This window comes from Sorangium sp. So ce836 (genome assembly GCF_028553905.1).
In the GTDB taxonomy this organism is placed as follows: domain Bacteria; phylum Myxococcota_A; class Polyangia; order Polyangiales; family Polyangiaceae; genus Sorangium; species Sorangium cellulosum_D.
The window spans coordinates 821,234-837,772 of the sequence record NZ_CP102233.1 but is presented as its reverse complement, the minus strand read 5'-3'; the positions used below and the strand labels follow the sequence as shown (position 1 = coordinate 837,772).

Here is a 16,539-nt window from a genome sequence, read left to right as displayed (position 1 = left end):
CGTGGCCATATCCAACCGTCCGGCGCTCATGCGAGAATGCGGCCGTGCAGCTCGACTTCGCAGCCCGTGAAGTGACGATCAAGCTCGTCTATTACGGCCCGGCGCTCAGCGGCAAGACGACGAACCTCGTCTCGCTGCACGGGCTCGCCGGGTCGGACGCTCGCGGACGCCTGATGACGCTCGAAACGCAGGACGATCGCACGCTGTTCTTCGATCTCCTGCCGCTCACCTTCCGCGCGAAGGACGGCGACGTCTCGCTCCGCATCAAGCTGTTCACCGTGCCCGGCCAGCCGATGCACGCCGCCACGCGGCGGCTCGTGCTCCAGGGCGCGGACGGGGTCGCGCTGATCGCCGACTCGCAGATCACGGAGACGCAGCGCAACGCCGAGGCGTTCTTCGACCTCCGCCAGAACCTGCGGGAGAACGGCCTGGATCTCGCGCGGATGCCGCTCGTCATCCAGTTCAACAAGCGCGACCTCCCCGATATCCGGAGCGACGAGGAGCTGGCGCGGCTCGCCGCGCGGGGCAAGGAGCCGGTGTACCGGGCCATCGCGACCCGCGGCATGGGCACGGTGGAGACGTTCATGGGCCTGCTCCACCTCACGTGGGAGACGCTCGATCAGACGCACCAGCTCTCGAAGCGGCTGTCGATCAGCGGCGAGGAGCTCCTGAACAGCGCGGCGCGCCAGCTCGGGGTGACGAGCTCGGTGGGCGAACTCCTGGCGAGGCGTATGGGCGGCAGCTTCGAGAAGAGCTCCCGGATCGTTCCATGAGGCCCGACGCCCACAAGGGGACGCCGGCTGACTTCGGCCTCGACGACGAGGACCTCCTCCATGTGCCGAGCTCCGCGCCGATGCCGTCGGCGCGCGTCGCGGACGCGCCCAGCTCCTCGAAGCGCGACGGCGCGGCGAGCGCGCCCGAGCCCTCGACGCTGCCGCCCCCCGCGGCCGCGCCGGTCGTCGATCTGGTCGGCATCGGCCCGCTCTCGCTCGAGGATCTCGTCGATCGCCAGGCCCTCGGCGAGATGGCGACGTCGTTCCACGAGCTGTTCGGGCTGCCCATCCGCATCCAGTCGATCGGCGGCGCGACGCTCGCGGAGGCCGGCGCGCTCGCGCCGCCCGCGTCGCTCGCGTCGCCGAGCGGCCCTGCCGGCGACGCGCAGGAGACCCAGCGGACCGGCGCGCCGCCTCCGGATCGGGCGCAGCGGCGCGGCCCGGCGGCCGGCGGCGAGCTCGCGGATCCCCGCTTCCCCGGCGCGCTCTACCAGGTGTTCCCGATCGAGTACGACGGCCGCGCGATCGGCCGGTCGATCCTCGGCCCGTACCTGCCCGAGGGCCTCGACGCGCCCCCCGCTGCGGAGCTCGCCGCGGCGGCGCAGCTCGGGCAGGCGCGCGCGGCGGAGGGGCTGCCGCCGCTGCCGAGGCTCCGGCCGGAGCGGCTCGGCCAGATCGCGGATCACCTCCGCGCCGTCCTCGATCTCATCCTGTTCAGCGGGCACAAGTCGCTCCTCACGTCGACGATGCACGTCGCGTCGATCCGCGAGAGCTTCCGAGAGCTCTCGCAGAAGAACGCCGAGCTGGAGCAGGCGTACGAGCGGCTGAAGGAGCTCGATCGGCTCAAGTCGAACTTCCTCGCCACGGTGTCGCACGAGCTCCGGACCCCGCTCACGTCGATCATGGGCTACAGCGAGATGCTCGCCGAGGGCATCGGCGGCCCGCTGACGGGCGAGCAGCGCGAGTTCATCGACACGATCCGGTCGAAGAGCGAGCAGCTGCTCGGGCTCATCATGAGCCTCCTCGATCTCTCGAAGCTGGAGAGCGGCACGCTGATCGTGCACCGCACCGAGGTGGCGGTCGGCCCGGTGCTCGTGGAGGCGGCGTCGACGATGGCGCCGGCCGCCTCGAAGAAGGGCGTCGAGCTCCGGATCCACGCCGAGAGCGATCTCCCGCCGGTGCTCGGGGACAGCGACCGGCTGCGCCAGGTCTTCGTCAACCTCGTCGAGAACGCGGTGAAGTTCACCGAGGCGGGGGGCGAGGTGCAGCTCGTCGCCCGCGCCGTGAGCGAGGACACGGACGATCTCCCCGGGCTGGTGCTGGTCGCGCCGCTCCAGCAGGCGGTCGAGATCCGCGTCGTGGACACGGGCATCGGCATTCCTGCCGGCGAGCGGCTGAAGGTGTTCGATCCGTTCTACCAGATCGATCAGAGCTCGACCCGGGAGCACGGCGGCACGGGCCTCGGCCTCTCGATCGTCAAGCGACTGGTCGAGGCGCACAGCGGCACGGTCCGCATCGAGCCGAACGAGCCGCGCGGCACCGTGTTCGTGGTCAAGCTGCCCACGGTCGCCGGCTCGTCGTCGAACAGCCTCGTGCCGCCGATCTTCCAATGAGCGGGCGCTCCGAGTGGACGCGCATCGAGCTGCTGCGCGCCGTGCTCGGCGGCGCGGCCGGCGAGCACGTGCTCTGCGGCATCGGCGACGACGCCGCGATCCTCGCGCCCGTGGCTCCGCAGGGCGGGGCGCTCCCTGGCGGCGCGGCGCCGCTCGTCTGGACGGTCGACAGCGCCGTCGAGGGCGTGCATTTCCGGCGCGATCTCCTGAGCTTCGAGGACCTCGGCTACCGGGCGACGATGGCCGCGGCGAGCGATCTCGCCGCGATGGGGGCGCGCCCGCTCGGCCTGCTCGCCGCGCTGGTGTTGCCTCCGGACGTGAGCGACGACGATGTCGGCGCCATCGCCGCGGGCCAGCGCGCCGCGTGCGACGAGATCGGCGCGGCGATCGTCGGCGGCAACCTCTCGCGGGGCGGAGAGATCTCGATCACCACGACGGCGCTCGGCGCCGCGGCCGCGCCGCTCCGGCGCGACGGCGCGCGCCCCGGCGACGCGCTCGCGCTGGCGGGGCCGGTCGGCCTCGCCGCGGCGGGGTTCGCGCTGCTCGACCGGCGCCTCTCGCCGGCCGGCGCGGCGGCCGCCCCGGCGATCCGGGCGTTCCGCCGGCCGGAGGCCCGCATCGAGGCGGGCCTCCGCGCGGCCGCGGTCGCCCGCGCGGCGATCGACATCTCCGACGGCCTCGCCGCGGATCTCGCGCACCTCGCGGCCGCGAGCGGCGTGCGCGTGCTGCTCGACCCCGGGGCGCTCGTGAGCGCCGAGCTCCGCGAGGCCGCCGCGCTGCTCGGCGCCGATGCGCTGGAGCTCGCGCTCTACGGCGGCGAGGACTACGCGTTGGCCGTCGCGGGCCCCGACGTCGGGGCGCTCCCCGGCTTCGTGGCGATCGGCCGCTGCGCGCCGCGGGAGGAGGGCGCGAGCGACGTGGCGCTGCTCGGGCCCGACGGGCAGCTCACGAGCCTCGTGGCGCGGGGGTACGACCACTTCGCCTGAGCCGCGTGACGGACGGTGCTCGGCGGAGCGGCTGCTCCGGGCTGGTGGCCTGTTCTGAGCAGCTCGCGGCGCTCGCGAGCGCGCCTGGGGCTCTCCACATCGCGTCCGCGGCGCTCGCGAGCGCGCTGGCCGCCCTGGCTCAGTTGCACTCGGCGGGCGGCGTGGTTCCGCCGAGGCTCGCTCGGATCTGGGTGAGCGCCTTGGCGCGCGGGGTCTTTCCGCTCTTCACGAGCTTCTCGATCCCGGCGCAGAGATGGGATGCCGTCGCCGCCTTCGACTTGGCCTCCGGCGACTTGCCCGACTTGGTGGCGACGGCGTGGAGCGCCGTGCAGCACGCCTGGATGGAGGCGCCTCCCCCGCGGGAGGTCCCCGCCCCCGCCGCCGGCTCGGCCTCAGCCGTCGCCGCCCCCGCGTCTGTATCTGCGGCGGCTGCCGCGGGCTCGGCGGAGGCCGCTGCGGAGGGTCCCTGGGTTGCAGCGGGCGTCGGATCCGGCGTCGCAGCGGGCACCGGATCGGCGGCCACCGGCGCGACCGTTTGCGCGGGCGCGGGGATCGTCTCCGGCTCTGCTTCTTCTTTCTGGCAGGCGCTGGACAGGATGCCGCAGGTGAGGACGACGAAGGCCATGGACGAGCGCGACCGGATCATGCCTCGTCTTCTACAAAGCTTCGCGGAGCACAGCCATCGGGCCGACAAAGTAGAACCGCGTCCGGACGTCCCCGCAGACCTCGCGCGCAGCGGGGCCTTCCAGCCCCATCTCACCGGTTCAGGAGGCCATAGCCGCCAAGAGGCGCGAGTTCGTGGGAGGGGCCCCCCGCCAGCCCTCCCGCATCCCCCCCGCCCATCGCTCTTCAGCTGCAACCCATGCTGTTGCCGCAGTTGAGGCACTTGTAGCAGGCCCCGTTGCGCACGGTGATGTGCCCGCAGCCGTCGCAGACCGGCGCGTCGCCCATCATGTCCTCGAGCTGCGCGTCGAGCGCGCTCGCCGCCCGTCCGCCGCCGTCGGGCAGCGCCGACGCCGAGGAGCCCTGCGTGAACGACGCCACGCCGCTCTCCTGGGCCCGCGACTCGACCGGATCCTCCATGGCCGAGGTGACCGGCTGCACGTGGGCGAGATCGTAGCGGTTCAGGTACTCGACCCCGAGCACGCGGAAGAGATAGTCCACGATCGACGTCGAGAACTTCACGTAGTCGTGCCCTTCGACCACGCCCTGCGGCTCGAACCGGGTGAAGGTGTACTGCTCGACGAACGTCTCGAGCGGCACGCCGTACTGGAGCCCGATCGACACCGCCATCGCGAAGCAGTTCATCATCGAGCGGAACGCGGCCCCCTCCTTGTGGAGGTCGATGAAGATCTCGCCGAGCGTCCCGTCGTCGTACTCGCCGGTGCGGAGGTAGATCTTGTGCCCGCCGACGCGCGCCTCCTGCGTGAAGCCCTTGCGCTTCCTGGGCAGGCGGAACCGCTCGGGCGCCGCCGCCGAGGGCGAGCGCGGGCGCGCCAGCGCCGTCGCCGCCTGGAGCACGGGCCCGGCGATCTCGGCCTTGTCCGCCTTGCCCTTCGCGTCCGCCTTGCTGTCGCTCGAGCTCGAGGTCGACGAGAGCGGCTGCGACGCCTTGCAGCCGTCGCGGTAGAGCGCGACCGCCTTGAGCCCGAGGCGCCACCCCTCCTCGTAGATCCGCTGCACGTCCTCGACCGTCGCGTCGTTCGGCAGGTTCACCGTCTTCGAGATCGCGCCGGACAGGAACGGCTGCGCCGCGGCCATCATCCGGACGTGCGCCATCGGCGCGAGGAAGCGCCGGCCCTTCTTGCCGCAGCGGTTGGCGCAGTCGAACACCGCGTAGTGCTCCTCGCGCAGGTGCGGCGCGCCCTCCACCGTCATGCGGCCGATGATCGTCTCGTTCGCCTCCTCGATCTCCGCGGGCGAGAAGCCGAGGTGCTGGAGCAGCGAGAAGCCGAAGCGCGCCCGCGACTCCTTGGAGACGCCGAGCCGGTCGTAGGTCTCCTCGCCGAGGATCCACGGGCCGAAGGCGAGATCCAGATCGAAGACGCCGGGGATGGCGGCCTCGACCTTCGCGAGGTCGTCGTTCGTGAGCCCCCGCGCCTTGAGCGAGGCCCGGTTCACGTGCGGCGCCGCCAGGAGGGTGTTCGTGCCGGAGACGAAGGCGACGATCTCCTGCACCTCGGCCTCGGGGTAGCCGAGCCGCCGGAGCGCCTCGGGGACGGACTGGTTCACGATCTTGAAGTAGCCGCCGCCGGCGAGCTTCTTGAACTTCACGAGCGAGAAGTCGGGCTCGATGCCCGTCGTGTCGCAGTCCATCAGCAGGCCGATGGTGCCGGTCGGGGCGAGCACGGTCGCCTGGGCGTTGCGGTAGCCGTGCTCCTGCCCGAGCCGCACCGCCTCGTCCCAGTCGGCGCACGCCGCCCGCCAGAGCGACTCCGGGCAGCGGTCGCGATCGATCGCATAGGCGGCGTCGCGGTGCATGCCCATCACCCGGAGCATCGGCTCGCGGTTCCTCGCGAACCCGGCGAACGGCCCCTTCGCCGCGGCCATCTCGGCCGAGACCCGGTACGCGTGGCCGCACAGGATCGCGGTGAGCGCGCCCGCGACCGCGCGGCCCTGGTCGGAGTCGTACGGGATGCCCTGCAGCATGAGCAGGGTGCCGAGGTTCGCGTAACCGAGCCCGAGCGGGCGGTAGTCGTGCGAGTTCTTCGCGATGTTCCGGGTGGGGTACGCCGAGAAGTCGACCAGGATCTCCTGCGCGACGAAGAACACCCGCACCGCGTGGCGGTAGCCCTCGATGTCGAACGAGCCGTCCTCGCGGAGGAACCGGGTGAGGTTGAGGCTCGACAGGTTGCAGGCCGAGTCGTCGAGGAACATGTACTCGGAGCACGGGTTCGAGGCGTTGATGCGCGCCGTGTTCGGGCAGGTGTGCCAGCGGTTGATGGTCGTGTCGTACTGCACCCCCGGGTCGGCGCAGCCCCACGCCGCCTCGGCGACCTGACGCCAGAGGTCCTTGGCGCTCAGGGTGTCGACGACCTCACCGGTCGTCCGGGAGCGCGTCTCCCACGACGCGCCCGTCGCCGCAGCGCGCATGAACTCGTCGCTCACGCGCACCGAGTTGTTCGAGTTCTGCCCGCTCACCGTGTGGTACGCCTCGCCGTTGAAGTCGGAGGGGTACCCCGCGGAGATGAGCGCCATCGCCTTCTTCTCCTCGCGGACCTTCCACTGGATGAAGTCGACGATCTCCGGGTGGTCCATGTCGAGGCAGACCATCTTGGCGGCGCGCCGCGTCGTGCCGCCGCTCTTGGTGGCGCCGGCGGCGCGGTCGAACACCTCGAGGAAGCTCATGAGCCCCGAGCTCGTCCCGCCGCCCGAGAGCTTCTCCTGCTTCCCGCGGATCGCGCTGAAGTTCGTCCCCGTCCCCGACCCGTACTTGAACAGCCGGGCCTCGGCCTTGACGAGGTCGTAGATGCTCATCAGGTCGTCCTGGACCGACTGGATGAAGCACGCGGAGCACTGCGGCCGCTCGTACGCGTTCCGGGTCTCGACGATCTCGTCGACGGCGCCGGCCGCGTTCGCCCGGCTCGTGGACGCGCCCTTCCCGACGGCGCTCCCGTTCCCCGCGTCGGCGGAGGCCTCGTTCCAGGCGTAGTTGCCGCCCGACCCCTCGATGCCGTAGCGGTGGAAGAGCCCGCAGTTGAACCACACGGGCGAGTTGAACGCGCCGTACTGGTGGACGAGCAGGTACGCGAGCTCGGCCTCGAAGGTGTCCGCGTCCTTCGTGGAGGAGAAGTAGCCGCCGAAGTGCTCGCCCGCCTCGCGGATGGTGCGCGCGAGCCGGTGGACGACCTGGCGGACGCTCGTCTCGCCGAGCTCCTTCTTGCCGTGGATCCCTGCCTTGCGGAAGTACTTGGAGACGACGATGTCGGTCGCGAGCTGCGACCAGCCGGCGGGGATCTCGGCCCCTTCCATCTTGAAGACGACCGAGCCGTCGGGGTTGGTGATGACGCTCGAGCGGCGCTCCCAGGTGACCTCGTCGAGCGGGTCCGCGCCGCGGTGCGTGAACCGCCGCTCGAACCCGAGCCCGCGCGGGCGCGAGGCCCCCTTCTTCGCGGCCTTCTTCTCGGCCGCGCCGTCGACCTGCGCCCTGCCAGCCCCGCCGGTCACCGGACGGGCCCCCGCATCTTCCTTCGTCCGCGCCGTCATCTTGCCGTTCCCGGCGGGTAGCTTACCGCCGTCACCCACAACTGCCGACTGGGCCATTTCCAAGTCCTCCTGTAAGCCACCGCACCGGTCGGTGACTCGGATCGTACCGAAAGCACAAATAGTTCCCGGGAGAACACCGGAGGCTCATTCGCCTCGGATCTCCACAGGTCCCGTTTGCTTCTCCCCTGCTACCTGCTCAAACGTTCCGTCTTCCGACCAGTGAGCATAGGTCCAGGTGCCATGCCTGAAAGGCGGGCGCCGACATTCGGGAGCGCCTGACCGCCGGCTAGTCAAACCCGCGAACGGTCCGTGCGTCAAGGAGAACCGCTACATCTTGGGATCCCGGGCCGATCAGGGCCCACATATAGCGTCTCGTCCGTTCGGCGCGGGATTCGTCGCGATCTCTGATCAGTTCTGAACAGGTGCTACCCACCGGGCGCACAGATTACGCACAGCTTTCCCCCGCAAAAATCCGACCCCTTCCGGAAGGGATTCAAAGAATCCGGAGAGCCGGGCGAGGTGTGGGAGTGCGGGCGCGCCGGGGACGGGCCGCTCGGCCATCGACCCTCCTGAGGCGCCGGGCGGGGAGTGTGTGCGTGCGGGGCGCGCGCCCACACCTCCCGCAGCCGTCGCTGCTCTAGTCGAGCTCCGCCGCTTCCGCGCAGTACGCGAGCACCCGCTCCCCCTGGCAGTGGATCGCGAGCGCCGCCTCCTGCGCCACCGCATGCAGCCCGACGAGCTCGAGCAGCGTCGGCACCGGCGCCGGCAGCAGCGGCGGCGGCGGGATGTACCGCGACGCGCGCACGATCGCCGGCTCGATGGCCGCCGCCTTCGGCCCGATCATCTGGCGCAGCTCGTGGAGCGCCCGCTCGAACCCGCCGAGCATGTCGACGAGCCCGCGCGCCTGCGCCTCGGCGCCGCTGTAGACGCGCCCCTGCGCGAGCGGCTCGATCTCCTCGACCGGGCGCCGCCGCCCGCGCGCGACCACCCGGAGGAACGTCGCGTAGATCGCGTCGAGCTCGCGCTCCATCACCGCCCGCTCCCCCGCGTCGAGCTTGCGCGACGGGGAGAACAGGTCGGCCCGCGCGCCGCGCTTCACGACGTCGGTCGAGACGCCGAGCCGCTCGAGCAGCGGGCCGAGCGCGAAGCGCGCCGACACCACGCCGATGCTCCCCGTGATCGTCTGCGGCTGCGCGACGATCGCGTGCGCCGCCGCCGCCACGTAGTAGCCGCCGCTCGCCGCCACGTTCGACATGCACGCCACGACCGGCTTCACCTCCGCGAGCCGCGTGACCTCGTGGTGGATCCGGTCGGACGCGAGCGCAGACCCGCCCGGCGAGTCGATGTGGAGGATGACCCCCCGGATGCGCGGGTTCTGCCGCGCCGCGCGCAGGCTCGCGACGAGCCGCTCCTCGCTGGCGAGCGAGGCGCCCCGGAAGTGGGCGCGGTTGACGATCGCGCCGTGCACCTCGACGACGCCGATGATGGGCCGCGGCAGCATCGGCCGCAGCGAGAGCGCGCGCCGCGCGCGCAGGTAGCGGCCCGCAGCCACGAGGCGGCTCCTCCCGTGCCGGCCGGAGGCGAGGGCTCCCTCGCCCGCAGAGCCCGAGGCGCCGACCTGGGCGCGGCGCGGCGCGGTCGTGCCCGGGAGCAGCCCCGTCGCGAGCATGTGCTCGAGCTCGTCCTCGTACGCGACCGCGTCGATGATGCCCCGCGCCACGGCCTGCTCCGCGCCGTAGGGGGCCTCGTCGATCCAGCGCGCGGCCATCTCGCGATCGACGCGGCGCCCCTGGGCGAGCGCCGCGACGAGGTCGCCGAGGCGCGCGTCGAGCAGGGCGCCGACCTGCTCGCGCTGCGCGGCGCTCATCGTGTCGCGCACGAGCACCTCGCCGGCGTTCTTGTACATGCCCTTCGCGAACACCTCGGGCTCGACGCCGGCCCGCTCCAGCGCGCGGCGCACGTAGCGGCCCTCCACCGCGAACCCGAGCGGCGACACCAGCGTCTCGGGCCCGACGACGATGGCGCGCGCCGCCGAGGCGAGCAGGAGCATCGCGTTGTCGGCGCCCATCGGCAGGTACGCCACGATGTCCCTGCCCCCCGCGCGGATCTCGAGGAGCGCGTCCCGCAGCGAGGCGAGCACCGCAGGCCCCGCGTGGACCGATCGCATCCGGAGCAGCAGCCCCGCCGGGCGCGGGTCCTTCATCAGGTGCTTGCCGAGCTCACGGACGCGCTCCACCGAGAGCGGGGCCCTCTTCCGAGGACGCCACCAGAGGGCGAGGCGGACCCGGGGCGGCTGAAGATCGACCACGCGGCCGTCGATTTCGAGGACGACATACCCGCCCCGTGGTGCAGCAAACGCCCAGCGAAACGCGCTCACCGGGAGCAGCAGCAGGCGGACGAGATTGACGAGCAGGGCAGCGATCACCGGTGGCTCCTCGGAACGTTCAGGGGAAAGGCGGCTCGGGGTCCGGCATCGGGCGGCGGTGAGACGGCGGAGAAGGCAAGGTGCGCTGGGACCGGGCCGCGCGGCGCGAGCCCCGCGAGGCCGGCGGCCCCAGGCCTCGCGCCGCCACTGGAAAGAGAGAGCGTGACGCAAGGGGCCACCCTGTGGCTACACTGTCGCTCGAAGTTTCGAAGGGGACGGCGAGCCGATGTCGGTTAGGTCTTGAAGACGTCGTCCTCTCTCTTACAGACCAGCTCAGCAAGCCGCGGGCCGTAGGCCTCCGGCGCCCTGGGTGGCAGACCCCCATCACCGAACGTGCATCCCGAGCAGAGCGCCCCCACCCCGAGCCAGCTCCCCCCTCCAGCCCCGTCCACCCTGCGGCTCGTGCCTCTCGGAGGGCTCGGCGAGGTCGGGATGAACTGTCTCGCGCTCGAGCAAGCCGATGGCCTGCTGCTCATCGACTGCGGGGTGACGTTCCCGAGCTCGGACCTCGGCGTCGACGTGTACCACCCGCGCTTCGATCACGTGCTCGCGCTGCGCGAGCGGGTGCGCGGCGTCGTGCTGACGCACGGCCACGAGGACCACATCGGCGGGCTGCCCTTCCTCCTGCGCCACCTCGACGTCCCGGTCTGGGGCCCGCCGCACGCGCTGGAGCTCGTGCGCTACCGGCTCGCCGAGCACGCGCTCGAGGACAAGGTGCGGCTCCTGCCGACGCAGGTCGGGCGCGAGGTCGCGATCGGCGGCTTCGTCGTGGAGCCGCTCCGGGTGACGCACTCCATCGTCGACGCCACGGCGCTCGCGATCCACACGGCCGCGGGGCTCGTCGTCCACACCGGGGACTTCAAGCTGGACCCGACGCCGCTCGACAACGAGCCGACCGACGAGGCCCGCTTCCGCGCGCTCGGCAACGACGGGGTGCGGCTGCTCCTGTCCGACAGCACGAACGTGGACTCGCCCGGCGAGGCGGGGAGCGAGCGCGACGTCGCCCACGCGCTCGCGGAGCTCGTCGAGACCGCGCCGGCGCGCGTCGTGGTCGGCGTCTTCGCCTCCAACGTCCAGCGCCTGCTCGCCCTCGGTCAGGCCGCGGTCCGCGCGCGCCGCAAGATCTGCCTCCTCGGCCGCAGCGTGCAGACGCACGTGCGCGCCGCGCAGGCCGTGGGGCGGCTCCCGTGGCCGAGCGACCTGCTCGTCCCGCCCGAGGTCGCGTCCTCCATGCCGCGCGAGCGGCTCCTCGTGGTCGCGAGCGGCACCCAGGCCGAGCGGGCCTCCACCCTGACGCGGTTTGCGTCGGGGACGCACCCGCTGCTGCGCCTCGAAGAGGGGGATCGGGTCGTGCTCTCGAGCCGCGTCATCCCTGGCAACGATCGACCGGTCGTCGATATGATGGCCGGGCTGCTCCGCCTCGGCGTCGAGCTCGTGACGTGGTCGACGGATCGGCGCGTGCACGCGAGCGGGCACGCGCACCGGACGGAGCAGGAGCGCATGATCGATCTCACCCAGCCGCGCAGCTTCCTCCCCGTGCACGGCGCGCTGCACCACCTGACGCGGCACGCGGCGCTGGCGCGGGAGCGCGGCGTGGCCGAGGTGCTCGTCGCCGAGAACGGCCACGTCGTGGAGATCGGCAAGACGCAGCCGCTCGGCCGGAGCGGCCGGGCCGTGACCGGCCGGGTGGCGACGGCGGGCGGCGAGGAGCTCGGCGAGGAGATCCTCCGGGAGCGCGCGAACCTCGGTCGCTCCGGGGTGGCCTTCGTGTCGCTGGTCGTCGACGTGCACGGCGCCCTCGCGGCGCCGCCGCAGGTCGTCGCCCGCGGGGTCACCGGGGAGCTCGAGGGCAGCGCGCTGAGGGCCGCGGCGCGCGCGGTCGCGCAGGCGGTGAACGACTGCGATCCGCGCGCGCGGCGCCGGGACAACGACATCATCGAGGTCGCCCGGCTCGCAGCGCGCCGGACGATCGAGGCGAAGCTCGGGAGGCGACCGCTGGTGACGGTGGCGCTCACGCGGCTGTGACGCCGCTCGAGGGGAGCGCGCCGCCGGAGGGCGGCGGCGACGCGAGCGCGCCCCCGGAGGGCGGCGGCGACGCGAGCGCGCCCCCGGAGGGCGGCGGCGACGGGGCGAGGCTCTCGGCGCGGGACTTCCTGGGTCCAGTGCTGCTCACCCACATCGAGAGCGTGCGCGCCGATGCGCAGCGCGTCGTCGCCACGAGCGCGCACGGCGCCGAGCCGGACGAGGAAGCGGTGCACGACTTCCGGGTCTCGCTCCGCCGGCTCCGGACGCTGCTCAAGCCGGCGCGACGCATCTACGGCAGGAAGCGGATCCGCCCCATCGCCGACGGGCTGCGGGAGTTCGCGCGGACAACCGGGACGCTGCGCGACGAGGAGGTGCTGCGCGAGACGCTCACCGCGCTCGATCTGGACGAGGCGCCACGGGCGGCCGTCGCCGGCTGGGTCGCGCAGCGCTCGCGCCGCGAGCACGAGGCGAGGGCCCACATCGTCGCGCTGCTCCGGCGGGATCATCCGGGCGACGGGGGCGCGCCGAGAGCCGATGCGCCAGCGGGAGACGCGGACGAGCCGCGGGCCGACGCGGCGCCGGCGGGCGAGGCGGACGAGCCGCGGGCCGCCGCGCCCGTGGTGGGCGAGGCGGACGAGCCGCGGGCCGCCGCACCGGCGAAGGGCAAGCGGCTCCGGCTGGAGCCGTACCTCGCGCGCCTCGAGCGGCGCATCTCGCGCAAGAGGGCGAAGAAGCGCGGCGCCGAGGCGCTCGCGCGGCGGGCGATCCGCGACGCCTTGGAGGACGTGCGCGCGCTCGCGGCGAGCGATCCGAGCGACGGCGCGGCCATGCACGCGCTCCGGATCCGCTTCAAGCGGCTGCGCTACTCCGCGGAGACGTTCTCGCCGCTCTTCGGACAGCGCGCCGAGCGCACCGCCAAATCGGCGTCACGCCTGCAGCGCCGCCTCGGCCAGCTGCACGACGTCGACGAGGCGGTCGCGCAGATGACGAAGGCGGAGGAGCTGTCGCCCGACGATCGCGCCGCCGTCGTCGAGGCGCTCGGCGCCGAGCGGGCGCGGCTCGCGGGCAAGGCGACGGAAGAGCTCGCGCAGGAGCTCGATACGCTCGCGTCGCTCTGGTCCGACGCGCCTCCGGCGCCCCCGCCGGGGTGACGCGGCGCGCGGGCGCGGTGCAGCAAGGAGCGCCGCAGCAAGACGGCCGCGGACGGGCGCCGGGCCTCGCCGGCCGCGGAGCTCGCCATGACGGCAGGCGGTCGTGATACCGTCGCCGTGGCTGCATTCATCGAGGCGAAGCTCGCCGATCCAGGAGGTCGTGTTGCGCCGCTCTGCCGTCCAAAGCGTCACCGCGATCGTCGCTCTCCTCGCGGCGAGCGCGTGCACCCAGGACTTCGATCAGTTCGAGCCCGAGCTCTTCCCGCAGCCGTCCGGGAGCGGCTCCGGCGGCTCCGGCGGCGGCCAGGCGACGACCGCGAGCACCACGAGCAGCGGCGGAGGCGGCGGCGAGCAGTGCTCGAACGGCGACGACGACGACGGCGACGGCGCGGTCGACTGCGCCGACGACGACTGCGCCGGGTTCGCCTGCGTCGGCGTGCCCGAGGGCTGGCAGGGGCCCGGCCTCCTGTACCAGGGCCCCGACGCCGCGGACGTCGCCTGTCCCGAGGGCTTCTCCACGCGGGTGGACGTGGGCGGCCGCGATCCCGTCGACACGCCCGCGACCTGCAGCCCGTGCTCGTGCGGCGCGCCGGACGTGGCGTGCGAGCGTCCAGCGGTCACCGTGTATGGGGACGAGGGGTGTGGCGGGGCGAGCGTGACGCTGCCGGTAGCATCGGAGAACTGCATCAACCTCCGCGACTTCCAGCCTGGCAGCTACAGCGCCGACGCCCCCGACGTGGATTCGGCGACGTGCGCCGCGTCGGGCGGCGAGGCGACGTTGCCGCCGCCGCGCTTCGGCATCGAGGGGCTCGTGTGCGCCCCCGGGCCGGACGCCGGCGGATGCGACGCGGGCGAGACCTGCGCCCCGCGAGAGATCGACGCGCCGTTCGAGCAGGGCGTCTGCGTCTGGCGCGAGGGGGAGCGGCGCTGCCCCGAGGGGTTCGGCGAGCGACACGTGTTCGCGAGCTCGATGGTCGACAACCGCGGCTGCACGCGGTGCACGTGCGACGCGGGCGGCGTGCGCTGCGCGGCGACGCTGGCGCTCTTCGGGGCGACCCGCTGTCGGGAGCCCATCGAGACCGTGCCGTTCAACGGGGCCTGCGTCGACGAGCCGCCCCCCGCCGCCTCGGTGTCGATCGAGGTGACCGGAACCGGCAGCTGCCAGCCGCGCGGCGGCGACCCCCGAGGCGAGGTCGAGGAAGGCGACGACGAGATCACCGTCTGCTGCGCCCGCTGAACGAGCGTCGCGCGGCGCTGGCCGCGCCGCGCGACGCCGGCCGCGATCGCGCGGCGCTCGACGCGGCTACTGCCGGAAGATCTCGACGCGCTCGAGGACGACGTCCTGGTTCGGCCGGTCGCGCGTGGTCGCCACGTTCGCGATGCGGTTCACGACGTCCAGCCCGCTCACGACCTTGCCGAACACCGAGTGCCGGTTGTCGAGGTGCGGCGTCGGCCCCTCGGTGATGAACCACTGCGCGCCGTTCGTGTTCTTGCCGGAGTTCGCCATGGAGAGCACGCCGGGGCCGTCGTGCCGCAGCTCGGGGTTGAACTCGTCGGCGAACTTGTAGCCCGGGCCGCCGGTGCCCCAGAGCGGCGCCTTGTCCGGGTAGCGCGAGAGCGGATCGCCGCACTGGATCATGAACCCCGAGATGACGCGGTGAAAGCGGACGCCGTCGTAACAGGGCGTCCCCTGCATCCCCTTGCCCGTCGTCGGATCGGTCCAGTTGATCGCGCCCGTGGCGAGGCCGACGAAGTTCTTGACGGTGTTCGGGGCGCGTTGCTCCTCGAGGCGGATGGTGATCTCACCGAGCGAGGTCTTCAGTCGAGCGTGAAGCTGGCCGGTGCCGGGCACATTGATCGGGGGGAACTCCATCGGGCCTTCTCCTGTTCTTTGCCGCCGGGGCGGCGCCGTCAGCCGAGGGAGGAGGGCCGCGAGCCCCCCTCCTGCGTCCTGGTACGGCGGTCTTATCGCATCTGGCGCCGCGGACGAGCGGCGAAATCGCCTCAGGCGCGCTCGAACAGCGTCGCGATGCCCTGGCCCACGCCGATGCACAGCGAGGCGACCCCGACCTTGGCGCCGCGCGCGCGCATCGCATGCACGAGCGTGCACGCGATGCGCGCGCCCGAGCAGCCGATCGGGTGCCCGAGCGCGATCGCGCCGCCCCGGACATTGACGCGCGTCGGATCGAGCTCCAGCGCGCGCGAGCACGCGAGCGCCTGCGCCGCGAACGCCTCGTTGAGCTCGAAGACGTCCACGTTGGGCACGCGCAGCCCGGTCCGCTGGAGCAGCTTCTTCACGGCGGGGATCGGCCCCTCGCCCATGAGGTTTGGATCCACCCCCGCGGTCGCGGTCGCGACCACGCGCGCGAGCGGCGTCGCCCCGGCGGACTGCACGGCGTCGCCCGAGGCGAGCAGGAGCGCGGCGGCGCCGTCGTTGAGGGGCGAGGCGTTGCCCGCGGTCACCGTCCCGCCCTCGCGGAAGGCGGGCTTCAGCTTCGACAGCGCCTCGAGCGAGGCGTCGGCGCGCACGGACTCGTCGCGCTCGAACAGGACGGGCGGGCCCGTCTTCTGGGGGACGGGGACCGGGACGACCTCGGCGGCGAACCCGCCCGACTCCCAGGCGAGCGTGGCGCGCTCGTGGGACACGAGCGCGAACCGATCCTGATCCTCGCGGCTGACGCCGTGCTTCTTGGCCACGTTCTCGGCGGTCTCGCCCATGGACTGGAGCTCGAACCGCGCCGCCATCCTCGGGTTCGGGTAGCGCCAGCCGAGGGTCGTATCGTAGACCGTCGGCGCGCTCCGCTCGAAGCGCTCGGCCTGCTTGGGCATCGTGAACGGCGCGCGCGTCATGCTCTCGACGCCGCCGGCGATCACGCAGTCGGCCTCGCCGGTGGCGATCATGCGCGCGGCGTCGGCGACCGCTTCGAGCCCCGAGCCGCAGAGGCGGTTCACCGTCACGCCCGGGACCTCGTAAGGGAGGCCGGCGAGCAGGGCGGCCATGCGCGCGACGTTGCGGTTGTCCTCTCCGGCCTGGTTCGTCGCGCCGAGGACGACCTGGTCGAGGCGCGGCGCGAGCGAGGGCTGCCGGCGCACGAGCGCCGCGAGGACGTGCGCCGCGAGGTCGTCCGGGCGGGCCGTCGCCAGGGCGCCGGCGTAACGTGCGATCGGGGTGCGGACGGCGTCGACGACGAAGACGGGGCGCAGGGCAGCAGCCATGAGGAGAGCGTAGCTTCGCCCGGTCGGGGCGCCGCCCCGAGATCGCGCGCTCGAGCCCTCGTCCGCGCCGGGCGGCGACGAGGTCGCGCCTGCCCGCCGGGTCACGCCCGGTGGAGCACAGCGCCGCAGGCCGACCTCGCGACG

The 16,539-nt window shown here is 73.2% G+C and carries 11 protein-coding genes; 6 read left to right on the top strand and 5 right to left on the bottom strand.

The features are described 5' to 3' along the window. Positions 1-44 precede the first annotated feature (44 nt). Genes NQZ70_RS03165 through thiL form a run of 3 tightly spaced genes read left to right on the top strand, consistent with a single transcriptional unit; the run spans position 45 to position 3,372 of the window. Positions 45-773 carry an ATP/GTP-binding protein gene (locus NQZ70_RS03165; RefSeq protein WP_020732588.1) on the top strand — a complete coding sequence of 243 codons (729 nt, stop codon included), beginning with the start codon at positions 45-47 and terminating at the stop codon, positions 771-773. Then, positions 770-2,386, top strand: coding sequence for an ATP-binding protein (locus NQZ70_RS03160; protein WP_129572901.1), 1,617 nt, complete (start codon positions 770-772; stop codon positions 2,384-2,386). The genes NQZ70_RS03165 and NQZ70_RS03160 overlap by 4 nt, the downstream gene beginning before the upstream one ends. Continuing rightward, entirely contained in the window at positions 2,383-3,372 is a 990-nt protein-coding gene (gene thiL, locus NQZ70_RS03155; protein ID WP_129572900.1) for a thiamine-phosphate kinase, read from the top strand. Before NQZ70_RS03160 ends, thiL begins: the two co-directional genes overlap by 4 nt. Before the next feature lie 139 nt (positions 3,373-3,511). On the opposite strand, the gene NQZ70_RS03150 is transcribed toward thiL, so the two are convergent. The 3 genes from NQZ70_RS03150 to sppA form a co-directional block, all read right to left on the bottom strand. Continuing rightward, complete coding sequence (locus NQZ70_RS03150; protein WP_237244976.1) at positions 3,512-4,018, bottom strand: hypothetical protein; 507 nt, start codon at positions 4,016-4,018, stop codon at positions 3,512-3,514. 203 nt (positions 4,019-4,221) lie between these two features. After that, positions 4,222-7,635, bottom strand: a complete 3,414-nt coding sequence (locus tag NQZ70_RS03145; RefSeq protein ID WP_237244975.1) for a vitamin B12-dependent ribonucleotide reductase — start codon at positions 7,633-7,635, stop codon at positions 4,222-4,224. 580 nt (positions 7,636-8,215) lie between these two features. Beyond that, the gene (sppA, locus tag NQZ70_RS03140; protein ID WP_129572899.1) at positions 8,216-10,003 is read right to left on the bottom strand and encodes a signal peptide peptidase SppA; all 1,788 of its coding nucleotides are present in this window, start codon (positions 10,001-10,003) and stop codon (positions 8,216-8,218) included. A gap of 432 nt (positions 10,004-10,435) precedes the next feature. Between sppA and NQZ70_RS03135 the strand changes: the two genes are divergently transcribed. From NQZ70_RS03135 to NQZ70_RS03125, 3 genes are all read left to right on the top strand, one after another. Continuing rightward, positions 10,436-12,028 (top strand): ribonuclease J, encoded by a 1,593-nt coding sequence (locus tag NQZ70_RS03135; protein ID WP_237244974.1) that lies wholly within the window; start codon positions 10,436-10,438, stop codon positions 12,026-12,028. Continuing rightward, entirely contained in the window at positions 12,025-13,179 is a 1,155-nt protein-coding gene (locus NQZ70_RS03130; RefSeq protein ID WP_129572897.1) for a CHAD domain-containing protein, read from the top strand. Before NQZ70_RS03135 ends, NQZ70_RS03130 begins: the two co-directional genes overlap by 4 nt. 163 nt (positions 13,180-13,342) lie before the next feature. Next, positions 13,343-14,416 (top strand): hypothetical protein, encoded by a 1,074-nt coding sequence (locus NQZ70_RS03125; protein WP_129572896.1) that lies wholly within the window; start codon positions 13,343-13,345, stop codon positions 14,414-14,416. 66 nt (positions 14,417-14,482) lie between these two features. On the opposite strand, the gene NQZ70_RS03120 is transcribed toward NQZ70_RS03125, so the two are convergent. Then, positions 14,483-15,052, bottom strand: a complete 570-nt coding sequence (locus NQZ70_RS03120; RefSeq protein WP_129572895.1) for a peptidylprolyl isomerase — start codon at positions 15,050-15,052, stop codon at positions 14,483-14,485. A gap of 131 nt (positions 15,053-15,183) precedes the next feature. After that, a complete protein-coding gene (locus tag NQZ70_RS03115) occupies positions 15,184-16,395 on the bottom strand; it encodes a thiolase family protein (RefSeq protein ID WP_129572894.1) in 1,212 nt (403 codons plus the stop codon). Positions 16,396-16,539: the final 144 nt, after the last annotated feature.